Genomic DNA, 13,715 nt, shown 5'->3' with positions numbered 1-13,715 from the left:
ACCCCGGAGCTGTGGATAACCTCAGGCGCACTTCCCCGGATGACACGGCTCGCCCTCGTTGTCCATCAGCCGGCGCGGTCCCGGACCCTTCGCGGCCAGGGCGTCGTACGGGTTGGCCAAGGCGCAGCGATCGAGGGACAGGCAGCCGCAGCCGACACAGTCCTTGAAGTCGTCCCGCAGCTGCTCGAGATGCAGGATCCGGCGGTCGAGCTCGGCCTGCCAGCACTCCGAGATGCGCTCCCAGTCGGCCCGCGTCGGCGTCCGGTTCTCCGGCAGCAGCTTGAGGATTGCGGCGACCTCCGCGAGCGGTACGCCGACTCGCTGCGCGATCCGGACCAGCGCCACCCGGCGCAACGTGTCCCGCTTGTACCGGCGCTGGTTCCCCGACGTACGGCGGCTCAGGATCAAGCCCTGGCGCTCGTAGAAGTGCAGCGCAGAGATCGCAACGCCGCTGCGTTCCGACAACTGCCCGACCGTCAGCTCACCAGGCTCGATGTCCATCGCCCATCCCTCCAACCTCAACTTAAATCGAGGCTAGCGGACAGGGTCACGCAGTAACGAGTCGCCGTCCGATGCTCGCTGACATCAGCGCGGCCCCGGCGCACAGTCCGCCGGCCAGGTACCAGGCGAGGTTGTAGCTGCCCTGCGCGTCCCGGATCCAACCGGCACCGGTCGCCGCCAGCGCAGCCCCGACCTGGTGCGACGCGAACACCCAGCCGAACACGATCGGCCCGTCCTGTCCGAACCACTCCCGGCACAGCGCCACGGTCGGCGGCACCGTCGCCACCCAGTCCAGTCCGTAGAAGATGATGAAGACCCAGGTGCTCGGCGCGGCGGTCGGCCCGAGCAGCGACGGCAGTACCAGCAGCGACAGTCCACGCAGCGAGTAGTAGGCGATCAGCAGGAACCGCGGGTCCCACCGGTCGGTCAGATAGCCCGAGAAGATCGTCCCGCCGACGTCGAACAAGCCCACCAGTGCCAGCAACGACGCAGCGGTCGTGGCAGGCATGCCATGGTCGTGCGCAGCCGTGACGAAGTGCGTGCCGACGAGCCCGTTCGTCGACGCTCCACAGATGGCGAACCCTCCGGCGAGCAGCCAGAACGCGGGCCGCCGTACAGCCATCCCCAGTGCACGCACAGCCCGCACCGCGCTGCTACCGGTCGTCTCGACCCGCTGTCCGGCGGTGCTGCCCTCTGGAGCGCCGTACGCCCTGAGCCCGACGTCGCTCGGGTAGTCGCGCAGGAACAGCAGCACCAGCGGTACGACGGCCAACGCAGCACCAGCTGCTACCAGTGCCGGAACCCGCCAGCCGTGGCGCGCTGCCAGGGTCGCGATCAGTGGCAGGAAGATGAGCTGACCGGTCGCACCGGCGGCCGTGAGGATCCCGGTGACCAGACCGCGGCGGTGAACGAACCAGCGCCCGGTGATCGTCGCTACGAACGTCATCGACATCGATCCGGTGCCTACGCCGACCAGGAGACCCCAGCAGAGCAGCAGCTGCCACGACGACGTCATGAAGACAGTCAGACCGCTGCCCAGCGCGATCAGCACCAGCGCGCCGCTGACGACCTTGCGCAGACCCAGTCGATCCATCAGGGCGGCGGCGAACGGCGAGATGCCGCCGTACAGCAGCAGGTTGATCGACACCGCCGAGGAGATGGTCGCGTGCGACCACCCGAACTCCTCGTGCAGCGGATCGAGCAGCACGCTGGGCACCGAACGAAACCCGGCCGCACCGATCAAGGTCACGAACCCAACCACGGCGACTGCCCAGGCAAGATGCACCCGCGGCGTCTTCTTCGTCTCGAGAATCTGCGTCACCCGATCAAGGGTGCAGGTTCGACCGCCATCGAACTAGTGGCCAGATGGACAACATGTGTCAAGATACGGCCATGAGTCCTCGTCACCTGACCTCGGTAGGTCCGCACGTGGTCGCCGTCCTCGCCCTGGAGCCGGTGGTCGGGTTCGACCTGACCATCCCGCCGACAGTCCTGGGCGCGGCGACCAAGGCCGACGGCACCCAGTTGTACGACGTCCGCATCTGCGGCCTCGGCGGCCCCGTCCGCGCCGGAGCCGGGTTCAACCTCGTCCCGGACCACGGACCCGAGGCGCTGGCCGAAGCGGACACGGTGATCGTCCCCGGCACCTACATCCACCAGCCGCGGTACGACGGCACCCTGCCCGACGACCTGGCCGCCGCGCTGGCGACGATCCGCCCGGGCACCCGGATCGCCTCGATCTGCACGGGCGCCTTCGTGCTCGGCGCGGCGGGCTACCTGGACGGCCGGCCCGCGACGACGCACTGGGAGCGGGCCGAGTTGTTCCGCAGCGTCTACCCGCGGGTGCAGCTCGACGAGGACAAGCTGTTCATCGACGACGGCGACATCCTCACCTCGGCCGGACTCGCCGCGGGCGTGGACCTCTGCCTGCACCTCATCCGCCGCGACTTCGGCAGCGAGGTCGCGAACCGAGCCGCCCGGCACTGCGTCGTTCCGCCGTGGCGGGACGGCGGGCAGTCGCAGTTCATCGAGCACGCCATCCCGGCAGAAGGCACCGAAGGTACGTCGCCGACGCGAGCGTGGGCGCTCGCACGACTCAGCGAGGACATCAGCCTGGGGGCGATGGCAGCCAACGCGCAGATGAGCGTGCGTACGTTCAGCCGACGCTTCAAGGCCGAGACCGGCCAGTCACCCGGCACCTGGCTGCTGCAGCAACGCGTGCGGCACGCCTGCAACCTGCTGGAGACGACCGATCTGTCCGTCGACCGCGTCGCCCACGAGGCAGGTCTCGGGACCGCCGCGTCGCTGCGCCACCACCTGCGCTCCGAGCTGGGTGTTTCGCCGCTGGCCTACCGCAAGACCTTCCGGGCAGGCTGAACCTCAGACCACCACGAGGTCGTGCGGCTGGTTGTTCATCGACTCGCCGCCGTCCGCGGTGACCACGACGATGTCCTCGATCCGTGCACCCCACCGGCCCGGCTGGTAGATGCCCGGCTCGACGCTGAACGCCATCCCGGCCTCGAGCTGCAGGTCGTTGCCCGCCACGATGTACGGCTCCTCGTGCACATCCAGCCCGATCCCGTGCCCGGTCCGGTGGATGAAGTACTCACCGAATCCGGCAGCAGCGATCACGTCCCGCGCCGCCGCATCGATCGACTCCGCTGTCGCACCCGGCCGAACCGCATCGACCGCGGCCTGCTGAGCCTCCTGCAGTACGGCGTACGTCGCGGCGACATCGGCGTCCCGCGGCGTGCCGACGGCGTACGTGCGGGTCGAGTCCGAGTTGTAGCCCTCGGCAACGGGTCCACCGATGTCGACGACCACCACGTCGCCGGCCTCGATGACTCGCTCGGACAGCGCGTGGTGCGGGCTGGCGCCGTTCGGTCCGCTGGCGACGATCACGAAGTCCGCCTCGGTGTGGCCCTCCTCGACGATCGCGGCGGCGATATCGGCGCCGACCTCCGCCTCGGTCCGCCCAGCACGCAACCACTCGCCCACTCGGGCGTGCACGCGATCGATCGCCGCGCCCGCCTTCCGCAGGGCCTCGATCTCGGCCGCGTCCTTGCGCATCCGAAGCTCCCGGACGATCGGCCCGGCCAGCACCTGCTCGGCCTTCGGCAACGCGTCGCGGATCGCCAGCACATGCAGCGCCGGCGTGAAGTCGCTGACCGCAACCCGCTCCGGGGCACCCATGCGCTCGGCGGCGAGGTTGTACGGATCAACTCCGTCCACCCACGTGATGACGTCGACTCCGAGGTCCTCCAGGCCGACGAACCCGGGTGCTTCGAGCTTCGGTACGACGAGTGCCGGAGTGCCGTCCGCGGGGATCAGCAGCGCGGTGAGCCGCTCGAACGAGCCGCCCGGCTGACCGATCAGGTAGCGCAGATCCGAGCCCGGCGCGATCACCAGGCCGGTGCCGGCCGCCGCCTCGCGGGCACGGTCGAGGCGGGAACGGAGTACGGCGAAGTCGGGAATCGGAGGCAGTGCTGAGCGACGGGCCATGGGGCGACTCTAGAACTGTCGGCGGTGATTGCTAAAACCTCTTTCATGACTCTGCACCATGTGGCCTTCGGCGACGGCGTTCCGGTTCTGGCGTTGCACGGCTGGACTCCGGACCACCGGCTGATGACCGGCTGCCTCGAACCGATCTTCAGTCAACTGACCGGGTACCGCCGGATCTATCCCGACCTGCCCGCGATGGGACAGAGCCCGGCCGGTGACATCGACAGCTCCGACGGGATCATGGCGGCGGTGCGGGAGTTCATCGACGAGCAGATCGGCGACGAGCCGTTCCTGCTGATGGGCGAGTCGTACGGCGGGTACCTCTCCCGCGGGCTCGTCGCCGAACGCCCCGAGCAGATCCTGGGCATGGGCCTGATCTGTCCGACCGGCACGCTCTGGCACAAGGACCGCAAGGTGCCCGAGCACGTCGTCCTGCGAACCGAGCCGGGCGTGCTCGAATCGCTGACCGACGGCGAAGACTTCACCGAGCTCGCGGTCGTGCAGACCGCCGCCGCGCTGGCTGCCTATCGCGCCGACGTCGCGCCCGGTCTCGCGGTTGCGGACCTGGCCGCGATGGATCGGATCCAGGAGAACTGGGCGCTGTCGACGGCTCCGGAGAGCGGTCCGATCTATACGCGACCGACCTTGGTGTTGTGCGGGCGGCAGGACGCGGTCACCGGGTACGAGGACTGGTACGAACTGCTCCCCCACTACCCGCGCGCGACGTTCGCCGTGCTCGACATTGCCGGGCACAACCTGCAGATTGAGCAGCCGGAGTTGCTCGGCGTGCTGGTCAGGGACTGGTTGCAAAGAGTCAGCTAGGGGCTCCCGCGCGTGACTACCAGCGGGTAATGTCGGCGTCATGACTGGGAAGCGACCGTTCGGCTGGCCGTTGCTTGTTGCGCTGACCAACGGGCGCACGCGGATCTCGGACGAGCGGTTGACCGCGGCCGTGCGGGACAAGGTGATCCTGGTGACCGGTTCGTCGTACGGGATCGGCGAGGCGACTGCGCGCCGGTTGGCGGCGGCCGGGGCGACGGTGTTGCTGGTGGCGCGGACCGAGGAGCAGCTGCAGGTTGTCGCGGGCGAGATCCGGGCGGGTGGCGGGTCGGCGTACGTGTATCCGGCGAACCTTGCCGATCCGGGCGCAGTCGAGGAGCTTGTGCGGACCGTGCTGGCCGAGCACGGGCGGGTCGACGTATTGGTGAGCAACGCAGGCAAGTCGATCCGGCGGTCGGTTGCCGACACGTACCAGCGGTTCCACGACATCGAGCGGACCAACGCGATCAACTACCTCGGCCCGGCGAAACTCGTGCTCGAGCTGCTTCCGTCGATGCGCGAGCGACGGTCCGGGCACATCGTGAACGTGTCGACGGCCGGTGTACGGACGCCGCCGATGGCGCGGTGGTCGGCGTACCTGGCGTCGAAGAGTGCGTTTGATGTGTGGCTGCGGTGTGTAGCGCAGGAGGTTCGTGGGGACGGGGTGACTACGTCGACCGTCTACATGGGGCTGGTGCATACGCGGATGAGTGAACCGACGCCGCTGCTGAACAAGATGCCGGGGCTGACGCCGGAGCAGGCTGCCGATCAGGTGTGTACGGCGGTGGCCGAGAGGCCGCACAACATCACGCCGCCGTTCGTGCGGCCGGCTGATGCCGTGGGCAACTTGTTGCGGGTGCCGACGGACCGGTTGTTCGAGCAGTATTTCCGGCGTACCGGAGGCGGGAAGAAGCGATGAGGACGATCCGGCCGATCGGTCCGATCCGGCCGCCCGAGTGGTTGATGCAGGGTGCGGCCGAGGTCGGCGAGGTGTCTCTGGCGCTCGTCAGGTCGGGCGTGTGGCGGTCGGCGGGGCCGGCGCAGTTGGTGCGGATCGAGCGTGCGCTGCGGACGTGGGGTCAGTCGATGGCGGCGCTAGGGGTGATCGCGGCGATCCGGTGGCCGGATCGTGCGGCGGTGATCTCGGGCGACAGTCAGCTGACGTACGCCGAGCTGGATCGTCGCTGCGAGCGGATCGCCGCGGGGATGCACGCGCAGTACGACATCGTTGCCGGTAGCAAGGTCGCGGTGCTCTGCCGGAACCACATCGGCTTCCTGGAAGCGACGCTGGCGGCGTCCCGGATCGGTGCGGACGTCCTGTTCGTGAATACGGAGTTCGCTGCGCCTCAGCTGGAGGCGGTCCTGGAGCGGCACCGACCAGACCTGCTGGTCCACGACGAAGAGTTCACGCCGCCGGCCGGCGTCACCGCGATCCTCTCGACCTCGGGCGGGAGTGGGGTGGCGACGCTGGGCGAGCTGGCTGACAGCCGGGCGGTAGGCGCGCCCGCGCCTTCAACTGCTGGGCACATCACCATCCTCACGTCAGGGACTACCGGGGCGCCCAAGGCGGCGCCTCGGGTGCCTACTGCGGTGGGGTTGGCTGGGTTGACGGCCAGTGCGCTGAGTCGGTTCGGGGTGCGGTCGGGTGAGCCTGTGATCATCGGGCCGCCGTTGTTCCATGGGCTCGGGTTGCTGACGTCGATGCTGGCGTTGTTCCTCGGGGCGCCGTTGGTGTTGCGGCCGCGGTTCGACGCGGCGACCGTACTGGCGGATGTCGAGAAGACGCGGGCCGGCGCGGTGGTCGCCGTACCGGTGATGTTGCGGCGGTTGCTGGAGCTCGGGCCGACGGCGATCGCGGAGTACGACCTGCGTTCTTTGCGGGCGGTGATCTCCGGGGCGTCGCAGCTTGGTGTGCCACTGGCTGAGCGGTTCATCGAGCGGTTCGGGCCGGTGTTGTGTGACGCGTACGGGTCGAGCGAGGTCGGTATCGCCACGATCGCGAACTCCGCCGATCTGCTCGAAGCGCCGGGGACGGTCGGTCGTCCGTGTCTTGGCAGCTCGATCCGGATCCTCGACGACCAGGACCAGCTTGTGCCGACCGGCACGACCGGGCGGATCTTCGCGGGCGGTGGGCTGGTATTCGGCGGCTACTCCGACGGTTCGAGCAAGACGGTCGTCGACGGGCGGATGAGCACCGGTGATCTCGGTCATCTCGACAGCGCCGGCCGGCTGTTCGTCGACGGGCGTGAGGACGACATGATCGTCTCCGGCGGCGAGAACGTGTACCCGGTCGAGGTCGAGGAGTGCCTCGCGGCGCATCCCGCGGTCGCCGAGGCAGTCGTCACCGGCGTACCCGACGACGACTTCGGCCAACGCCTGGTCGCCTACGTCGTACTGCGGGAGCCTGCGACCGAGGACGAGCTGATCGCGCACGTGAAGGCGAGCCTGGCACGCTACAAGACCCCGCGCCAGATCGTCATCCTCGACGAGTTCCCGCGCAACGCGACCGGCAAGGTCCTCCGCGGCAAACTCAGCCCGCCGTGAACAGACCGTAGAACCGCGTCATCCGCTCGAGCGCGTCCCGCTCGTCCCCGAACGACACCGCGACCGTCTCGGCACCGGCTTCGACAAGCTCATGAGCCATCGCGACGACAGGTCCCGGATCGCCACCGGACCAGTCGAGCCGAGTGCCGACCTTCACCTTCCGCTCGCCGAAGGACCGCAGCCGCGCGACCGCCGCACTGAACCCAGCGCCGTCCAGCCCGAGCCCCTGCCACTCATCGCCGAACCGGGCCGCCCGCCGCAGCGCCGGCGTCGTCGTACCGCCGACCATGATCGGCAACGGCTTCCGCAGCTTCGGCTCGAACACGCCGCCACGATCGCGCCCCTCGAACAGGTCGCGGATGATTTCGAGCGACGAGTCCGTACGCCGGCCACGCTCCTCGAACGGGACGCCGACCGCGGCAAACTCCTCGCGAGCCCAACCGGCACCGAGCCCGAGTACGACGCGTTCGCCCGACAACCGGTGCAGCGTCGCGGCCTGCTTGGCGACTACGAAGGCGCTCCGCATCGGCAGCACCAGCACGGAGGTACCGAACCGGATCCGGGTCGTGCGCGCCGCGAGGTACCCGATCGTGACGAGCGGCTCGTACACACCGCCGTACGTCGAGCCGAACTCGCCCGGCGGAAGCAGGTGATCGGGCAACCACGCCGTACCGTAGCCGAGCTCCTCGGCGGCCACGGCCAGCTCGACGAGTCGCTCGGGTGGCATCGCTGCCGACTCGTCCGGGAGGACCACCTGCAGTTCAACCATGCGCTTGACCCTAACCGCCTGACCTTCGGCAACGGCGATTGATGGGAGAGTGGGTGCCGTGAAGATTCTCGTCGGATACGTACCATCGCCCGAAGGTGAGGCGGCGCTGACCGCCGCGGCGACCGAGGCCGAGCTGCGCGGCGCGTCGGTCCTGCTCCTGAACACCAGCCGCGGCGACTCCTACATCGACGCCCGCTACGCCAACGCCGACGAGTTGGCCGCCGCCGAGGCGAAGCTGCGCGCGCACGGTGTCGATGTGACGATCCAGCAGGCCGTCACCGAAGGCGACGTGGCCGGCGCGCTGCTGAAGGCGGCCGCCGCTGAGGACGTCGGGCTGATCGTGCTCGGTCTGCGGCGCCGCTCCCCCGTCGGCAAGCTGATCCTCGGCAGCACCGCTCAGCGGGTGCTGCTCGAGTCGCCGGTTCCGGTTCTCGCGGTCAAGGTGCCTCCGCCGCACGACTGACCGCAAGGTTCCGGTCCCCGCTCCGACCCACGGGTGAACGGGCGCCTTCGGGGTGCCCTGGAGCGGAAGGAACCGTGGATGTCATATCCGGAGGTTGGCGTCGGGCTGCCGGTGGTCGGGCTGCGCGGGCCGGACGCCGTGGTCGAGATTGCGACGGCCGCCGATGAGCTGGGATTCGCGGCGGTGTCGGTGTTCGAGCGGCTGTTGGTGCCGGCGGCGCCGGATTGGGTGAACCACGCTGGATTGCCGCGGGAGTCGGCGTACGACGCGTTGGAGACGCTGACGTACGTCGCGGCGCGGACGGAGCGGGCGCGGTTGCATACCGCCGTACTGGTGCCGTTGTTCCAGCAGCCGGTGGTGCTGGCGCGGCGGGTGGCGACGATCGATCAGCTCTCCGGCGGGCGGATGGATCTGGGGATCGCACTTGGCTGGTTGTCTGAGGAGTTCGTCGCTGCGGGCGTGCCGGAGCGTGGGCGGGTGGCGGCGTTCGAGGAGTCGGTCGCCGTACTGCGGGCTTGTTGGGGGCCGGATCCGGTCTCGTTCAGCGGTGCGCACTACACCGTGCCGATGGCGACGCTCGGGCCTAAGCCGGTGGCGCCGTTGACGCTGTACGGCGGTGGTGTGGCGCGGCCGGCGATCGAACGGGCTGCTCGGATCACGGATGGGCTGACGCTGGCGCATCGCGACTGGGAGTCCACGTGCGCGGCGATCCGGTGGTACCACGAGGCGGGTGGTTCCGGGCCGATCATCCTCCGCGCCGGCCCGATGAAACCGCATCCGATGCTGCAGGGTCCGGTCGGTTTCACCCCCGACACAATCCTCGGCGACCTGCATCGAGCCGCCGCCGAAGGCATCACCCGAGTGGACTGGGACCTCAACCTCATCAACACCCCGATCCCCGACCAGATAGCAGCCCTCAAGACCCTCGCAACCCACCTCCCGTAATCCGGATGAGGCGCTGGGGCCGGCCGCCTAAACTGGACTGGTTATGCCTGATGCCCGGACCGAGTCCCCGAGTCCATCCCCAGCCCCCTCCGACCCCCAGCCCAACCGCCGCCGCCGACGCGGCGCCCAGGGCCGGAGAGGCCCCATCCCCGGCGCGACTCCTGGGTCGCCGTCCGGCACCGCCCCGTCCGGCGCAGACGCCTCCGCCCGCCGCCGCAGCGGCGGCGCATCCAGCGCCCCCTCCACCGAAGACGGGGTGAGTTTGGCGGAGGTTGTTGCGCGGCTGGATGACCTCACGGCTTACGACCGCGAGCATCTTGGGAAGCGGTTGGAGCGGGTTCGGACCACGAAGGAAGCCCGGAAGCGGGAGCAGGCGCTGCAGGGTGTGATCGGCGCGATCGAGCAGGCCGAGCGCAGGGTCGAGGTGCGGCGGAATGCCGTGCCGGAGATTACCTACCCGGAAGAGTTGCCGGTCAGTCAGCTGAAGGACGAGATTGCGGCGGCGATCCGGGACAACCAGGTCGTGGTGGTCGCGGGTGAGACCGGGTCGGGGAAGACGACCCAGATCCCGAAGATCTGTCTCGAGCTCGGACGCGGGATCCACGGCATGATCGGCCACACCCAGCCCCGCCGGCTCGCGGCGCGCACAGTTGCCGAGCGGATCGCCGAGGAGCTCGGCACCGAGCTCGGTGAGACCATCGGTTTCGCCGTACGGTTCACCGACAAGGTCAGCGAGCGCTCGCTGGTCAAGCTGATGACCGACGGCATCCTGCTCAACGAACTCCAGCGCGACCGCGACCTCACCCGCTACGACACCCTCATCATCGACGAGGCGCACGAGCGCAGCCTGAACATCGACTTCATCCTCGGCTACCTCAAGCGGCTCCTCCCCCGCCGTCCCGACCTCAAGGTCATCATCACGTCGGCGACCATCGACCCGGAGCGCTTCGCCGCGCACTTCGCCGACGCGCAGGGCAACCCGGCGCCGATCGTCGAGGTGTCCGGCCGGACCTACCCGGTCGAGGTGCGGTACCGCCCGGTCAACGACCCCGAGGACCCGAGCACGATCGACCGCGACCAGACCCAGGCGATCCTCGACGCCGTCGACGAGCTCGAGTACGAGGCGGACGGCGACATCCTGGTCTTCCTCAGCGGCGAGCGCGAGATCCGCGATACCGCCGACGCGCTCAACGACAAGTTTCGCGGCGAACGGCGTACGACGGAGATCCTGCCGCTCTACGCCAGGCTCTCGAACGCCGAGCAGCATCGCGTCTTCCAGTCCCACTCGAACCGCCGGATCGTGCTCGCGACCAACGTCGCGGAAACCTCGCTGACCGTCCCCGGCATCAAGTACGTCATCGACCCCGGTACGGCGCGCATCTCGCGCTACAGCCACCGCACCAAGGTCCAGCACCTGCCGATCGAACCGGTCTCGCAGGCGAGCGCCAACCAGCGCAAGGGCCGCAGCGGCCGCACCAGCGACGGCATCGCCATCCGCCTGTACTCCGAAGAGGACTTCACCAACCGCCCGGAGTTCACCGACCCGGAGATCCTCCGCACCAACCTCGCGTCCGTCATCCTGCAGATGACCGCGATCGGCCTCGGTGACATCGCCGCGTTCCCGTTCATCGACGAGCCGGACAAGCGCAGCATCACCGACGGCCTGCAGCTCCTCACCGAGCTCGGCGCGATCGACACCCCGAAGGGCGGCCGGCTCACCCCGATCGGCCGCCAGCTCGCGCAGATCCCGCTCGACCCGCGGCTGGCCCGGATGATCGTCGAGGCCGACAAACACGCCTGCGTCCGCGAGGTGATGGTCATCGCGGCCGCGCTCTCGATCCAGGACCCGCGCGAACGCCCGACCGACGCCGAGGCGCAGGCCACCCAGTCCCACGCCCGGTTCCGCGACCCGAACAGCGACTTCCTCGGGTACCTGAACCTCTGGGGCTACCTGAAGAAGCAGCAGAAGGAGCTGTCCGGCAACCAGTTCCGCCGGATGTGCCGCAGCGAGTACCTGAACTATCTCCGCGTCCGCGAGTGGCAGGACATCTACGCGCAGCTCCGCCAGGTCGCGTCCCAGATCGGCGTCAAGCTCAACAGCGGCGAGCCGGCCGACCCGCAGAGCGTGCACATCTCGCTGATGTCCGGCCTGCTCAGCCACCTCGGCATGAAGGACCCGGCCAACCAGCACCAGTACCTCGGTGCCCGCGGCACCAAGTTCGCGATCTTCCCCGGCTCCGGCCTGTTCAAGAAGCCACCGCAGTTCGTGATGGCCGCCGAGCTGGTCGAGACCTCACGACTCTGGGCGCGCGTGAACGCCAAGATCGAGCCCGAGTGGGCCGAGGACCTCGCCCCGCACCTGATCAAACGGTCGTACTCCGAGCCGCACTGGGAACGCAAAGCCGGCGCGGTCATGGCGTACGAGAAGGTCACGCTGTACGGCGTACCGATCGTCGCGCGCCGGAAGGTGAACTACGGCAAGGTCGACCCGGAGGTATCGCGCGAGCTGTTCATCCGGCACGCGCTGGTCGAGGGCGACTGGGACACGCACCACAAGTTCTTCCACGAGAACCGCAAACTCATCGAGGAAGTCGAGGAGCTCGAGGAGCGGACCCGGCGGCGCGACCTGCTGGTCGACGACGAGACGCTGTTCGCGTTCTACGACGAGCGCATCGGCCCGGAAGTTGTCACCGGGCGGCACTTCGACACCTGGTGGAAGACCGCGCGGCAACGCGACCACGACCTGCTGGACTTCGAGCGGTCGCTCGTCGTTCGCGAGGGCGCCGAGGTCCGGGAGGAAGAGTTCCCGCTGCACTGGATGCAGAACGGGATGACCTTCGATCTGACCTACGCCTTCGAGCCGGGTACCGACGCCGATGGTGTGACCGTCCACATCCCGCTGCTCGTGCTGAACCAGGTCACCGCGGACGGGTTCGAGTGGAGCGTTCCGGGCTTCCGCGAGGAACTGGTCACGACGCTGATCAAGTCCTTACCGAAGGCGATCCGGCGCAACATCGTGCCGGCACCGGACCACGCCCGGCAGATCCTCCCCGAGCTCGACCCGGCGTCCGGACCGCTGACCGATGCGATGGCTCGCGCGCTGCGGGAGCTGCGCGGTGTCGTGATCGAGCCGAGCGACTGGGACTGGAGCCGGGTGCCGGAGCACCTGCGGATGACGTTCCGGGTCGAGGACGACAAGCGCAAGACCGTTGCTGAGAGCAAGGACCTTGCCAAGCTGAAGGAGAAGCTGAAGCCGAAGACCACGGCCGCGATCTCGCAGGTCGCGTCGAAGGCGGTCAGCGGTCTGGAGAAGTCCGGGCTGACGGACTGGACCTTCGGCGACCTGCCGCGCAGCTTCTCCGAACGCCGCAACGGCCTGACCGTCGCCGGCTACCTTACCCTCGTCGACGAGGGTAAGACTGTCGCGATTCGCCTGCAGGAGACCGAGCGTGATCAGGCCGCGGCGATGTGGGCCGGCACCCGTCGGCTCTTGCTGCTGACGATGCCGTCGGTGATCGACGTCGTACAGCGGCACCTGAGCAATCAGCAGAAGATGACGCTGATGGCGGGTCCGCATCGCAACGTCGGCGAGTTGCTCGACGATGCGATCGGCGCGGCGGTCGATCAGCTGATGACGGCCGCGGGCGGTCCGGCGTGGAACCTCACGGCGTTCGCGATCCTGCGTGACGCCGTACGGTCGGACCTCGCGGACACCGTGCTGACGATCCTGCAACAAGTCGAGCAGGTGCTCGGGCATGCGCGGACCGTGGACAAGCAGATCTCCCGGGCGTCGAGCCCGGCGCTGATCGTGGCGTTGTCGGACGTCCGTGGTCAGCTCGAACGGCTGGTCCACCCCGGCTTCATCACCGAGACCGGGGCCAAGCGGCTGCCGGACCTGGTGCGGTACCTGCGCGGCATGGAGCAGCGCCTGGACAAGCTCAGCGCCAACGCTGCGCGCGACCGCTCCGGGATGGCCATCGTCCAGACGCTCACCGACGAGTACGAGAAGCGCCTGCGCGCCGTGCCGACCGGCAAGTACCCGAGCCCGGAGCTGCTCGAGGTGCGGTGGATGCTCGAGGAACTGCGGATCAGCCTGTTCGCGCAGACGCTCGGTACGCCGTACCCCATCTCGGAGAAGCGCATCCGGAAGGCGCTGGCGGACTCGTGACGAAC

Annotated in this window: 11 protein-coding genes; 7 read left to right on the top strand and 4 right to left on the bottom strand. The window is 68.9% G+C overall.

Annotation, left to right across the window (positions count from 1 at the left end):
• Positions 1-21: 21 nt before the first annotated feature.
• Together soxR and ACFWUU_RS13570 are read right to left on the bottom strand one after the other, a co-directional pair.
• A complete protein-coding gene (gene soxR / locus ACFWUU_RS13575) occupies positions 22-501 on the bottom strand; it encodes a redox-sensitive transcriptional activator SoxR (RefSeq protein ID WP_137256818.1) in 480 nt (159 codons plus the stop codon).
• A 46-nt stretch (positions 502-547) separates the two neighbouring features.
• A complete protein-coding gene (locus ACFWUU_RS13570; protein WP_380175508.1) occupies positions 548-1,822 on the bottom strand; it encodes an MFS transporter in 1,275 nt (424 codons plus the stop codon).
• Between the two features lie 71 nt (positions 1,823-1,893).
• Between ACFWUU_RS13570 and ACFWUU_RS13565 the strand changes: the two genes are divergently transcribed.
• On the top strand, positions 1,894-2,877 hold the full coding sequence (locus ACFWUU_RS13565; protein WP_380175506.1) for a GlxA family transcriptional regulator: 984 nt from the start codon (positions 1,894-1,896) through the stop codon (positions 2,875-2,877).
• Positions 2,878-2,880: 3 nt separating this feature from the next.
• Here ACFWUU_RS13565 and ACFWUU_RS13560 read toward each other — a convergent pair whose 3' ends face one another.
• Positions 2,881-4,002 (bottom strand): M24 family metallopeptidase, encoded by a 1,122-nt coding sequence (locus tag ACFWUU_RS13560; RefSeq protein WP_380175504.1) that lies wholly within the window; start codon positions 4,000-4,002, stop codon positions 2,881-2,883.
• A gap of 45 nt (positions 4,003-4,047) precedes the next feature.
• Here ACFWUU_RS13560 and ACFWUU_RS13555 point away from each other — a divergent pair, with 45 nt between their 5' ends.
• From ACFWUU_RS13555 to ACFWUU_RS13545, 3 genes are read left to right on the top strand one after another with little or no spacing between them, the layout of a single operon-like run.
• A complete protein-coding gene (locus tag ACFWUU_RS13555; RefSeq protein ID WP_380175502.1) occupies positions 4,048-4,824 on the top strand; it encodes an alpha/beta fold hydrolase in 777 nt (258 codons plus the stop codon).
• 40 nt (positions 4,825-4,864) lie between these two features.
• Positions 4,865-5,740, top strand: coding sequence for an SDR family NAD(P)-dependent oxidoreductase (locus tag ACFWUU_RS13550; RefSeq protein ID WP_380175499.1), 876 nt, complete (start codon positions 4,865-4,867; stop codon positions 5,738-5,740).
• A complete protein-coding gene (locus ACFWUU_RS13545) occupies positions 5,737-7,365 on the top strand; it encodes an AMP-binding protein (protein WP_380175497.1) in 1,629 nt (542 codons plus the stop codon). The genes ACFWUU_RS13550 and ACFWUU_RS13545 overlap by 4 nt, the downstream gene beginning before the upstream one ends.
• On the opposite strand, the gene ACFWUU_RS13540 is transcribed toward ACFWUU_RS13545, so the two are convergent.
• Complete coding sequence (locus ACFWUU_RS13540) at positions 7,352-8,134, bottom strand: LLM class flavin-dependent oxidoreductase (protein WP_380175495.1); 783 nt, start codon at positions 8,132-8,134, stop codon at positions 7,352-7,354. The two genes, ACFWUU_RS13545 and ACFWUU_RS13540, sit on opposite strands and share 14 nt — an antisense overlap.
• Positions 8,135-8,192: 58 nt before the next feature.
• Between ACFWUU_RS13540 and ACFWUU_RS13535 the strand changes: the two genes are divergently transcribed.
• The 3 genes from ACFWUU_RS13535 (at position 8,193) to hrpA (ending at position 13,710) form a co-directional block, all read left to right on the top strand.
• Positions 8,193-8,597 (top strand): universal stress protein, encoded by a 405-nt coding sequence (locus ACFWUU_RS13535; RefSeq protein WP_380175493.1) that lies wholly within the window; start codon positions 8,193-8,195, stop codon positions 8,595-8,597.
• A 78-nt stretch (positions 8,598-8,675) separates the two neighbouring features.
• On the top strand, positions 8,676-9,542 hold the full coding sequence (locus ACFWUU_RS13530) for a TIGR03619 family F420-dependent LLM class oxidoreductase (protein WP_380175491.1): 867 nt from the start codon (positions 8,676-8,678) through the stop codon (positions 9,540-9,542).
• Positions 9,543-9,798: 256 nt separating this feature from the next.
• Entirely contained in the window at positions 9,799-13,710 is a 3,912-nt protein-coding gene (hrpA, locus tag ACFWUU_RS13525; RefSeq protein WP_380175489.1) for an ATP-dependent RNA helicase HrpA, read from the top strand.
• The last annotated feature ends 5 nt before the right edge of the window (positions 13,711-13,715 follow it).

Origin of the sequence: Kribbella sp. NPDC058693, from assembly GCF_042715335.1 — a bacterium.
Taxonomy (GTDB): Bacteria; Actinomycetota; Actinomycetes; order Propionibacteriales; family Kribbellaceae; genus Kribbella; species Kribbella jiaozuonensis.
This window is presented reverse-complemented; position numbering and strand designations above follow the sequence as displayed.

Coding starts and splice junctions, on each gene's coding strand:
- ACFWUU_RS13540 (WP_380175495.1), bottom strand. CDS start 8,134: ATGGTTGAACTGCAGGTGGTCCTCCCGGACGAGTCGGCAGCGATGCCA.
- ACFWUU_RS13555 (WP_380175502.1), top strand. CDS start 4,048: ATGACTCTGCACCATGTGGCCTTCGGCGACGGCGTTCCGGTTCTGGCG.
- ACFWUU_RS13560 (WP_380175504.1), bottom strand. CDS start 4,002: ATGGCCCGTCGCTCAGCACTGCCTCCGATTCCCGACTTCGCCGTACTC.
- soxR (WP_137256818.1), bottom strand. CDS start 501: ATGGACATCGAGCCTGGTGAGCTGACGGTCGGGCAGTTGTCGGAACGC.
- ACFWUU_RS13550 (WP_380175499.1), top strand. CDS start 4,865: ATGACTGGGAAGCGACCGTTCGGCTGGCCGTTGCTTGTTGCGCTGACC.
- ACFWUU_RS13530 (WP_380175491.1), top strand. CDS start 8,676: ATGTCATATCCGGAGGTTGGCGTCGGGCTGCCGGTGGTCGGGCTGCGC.
- ACFWUU_RS13565 (WP_380175506.1), top strand. CDS start 1,894: ATGAGTCCTCGTCACCTGACCTCGGTAGGTCCGCACGTGGTCGCCGTC.
- ACFWUU_RS13545 (WP_380175497.1), top strand. CDS start 5,737: ATGAGGACGATCCGGCCGATCGGTCCGATCCGGCCGCCCGAGTGGTTG.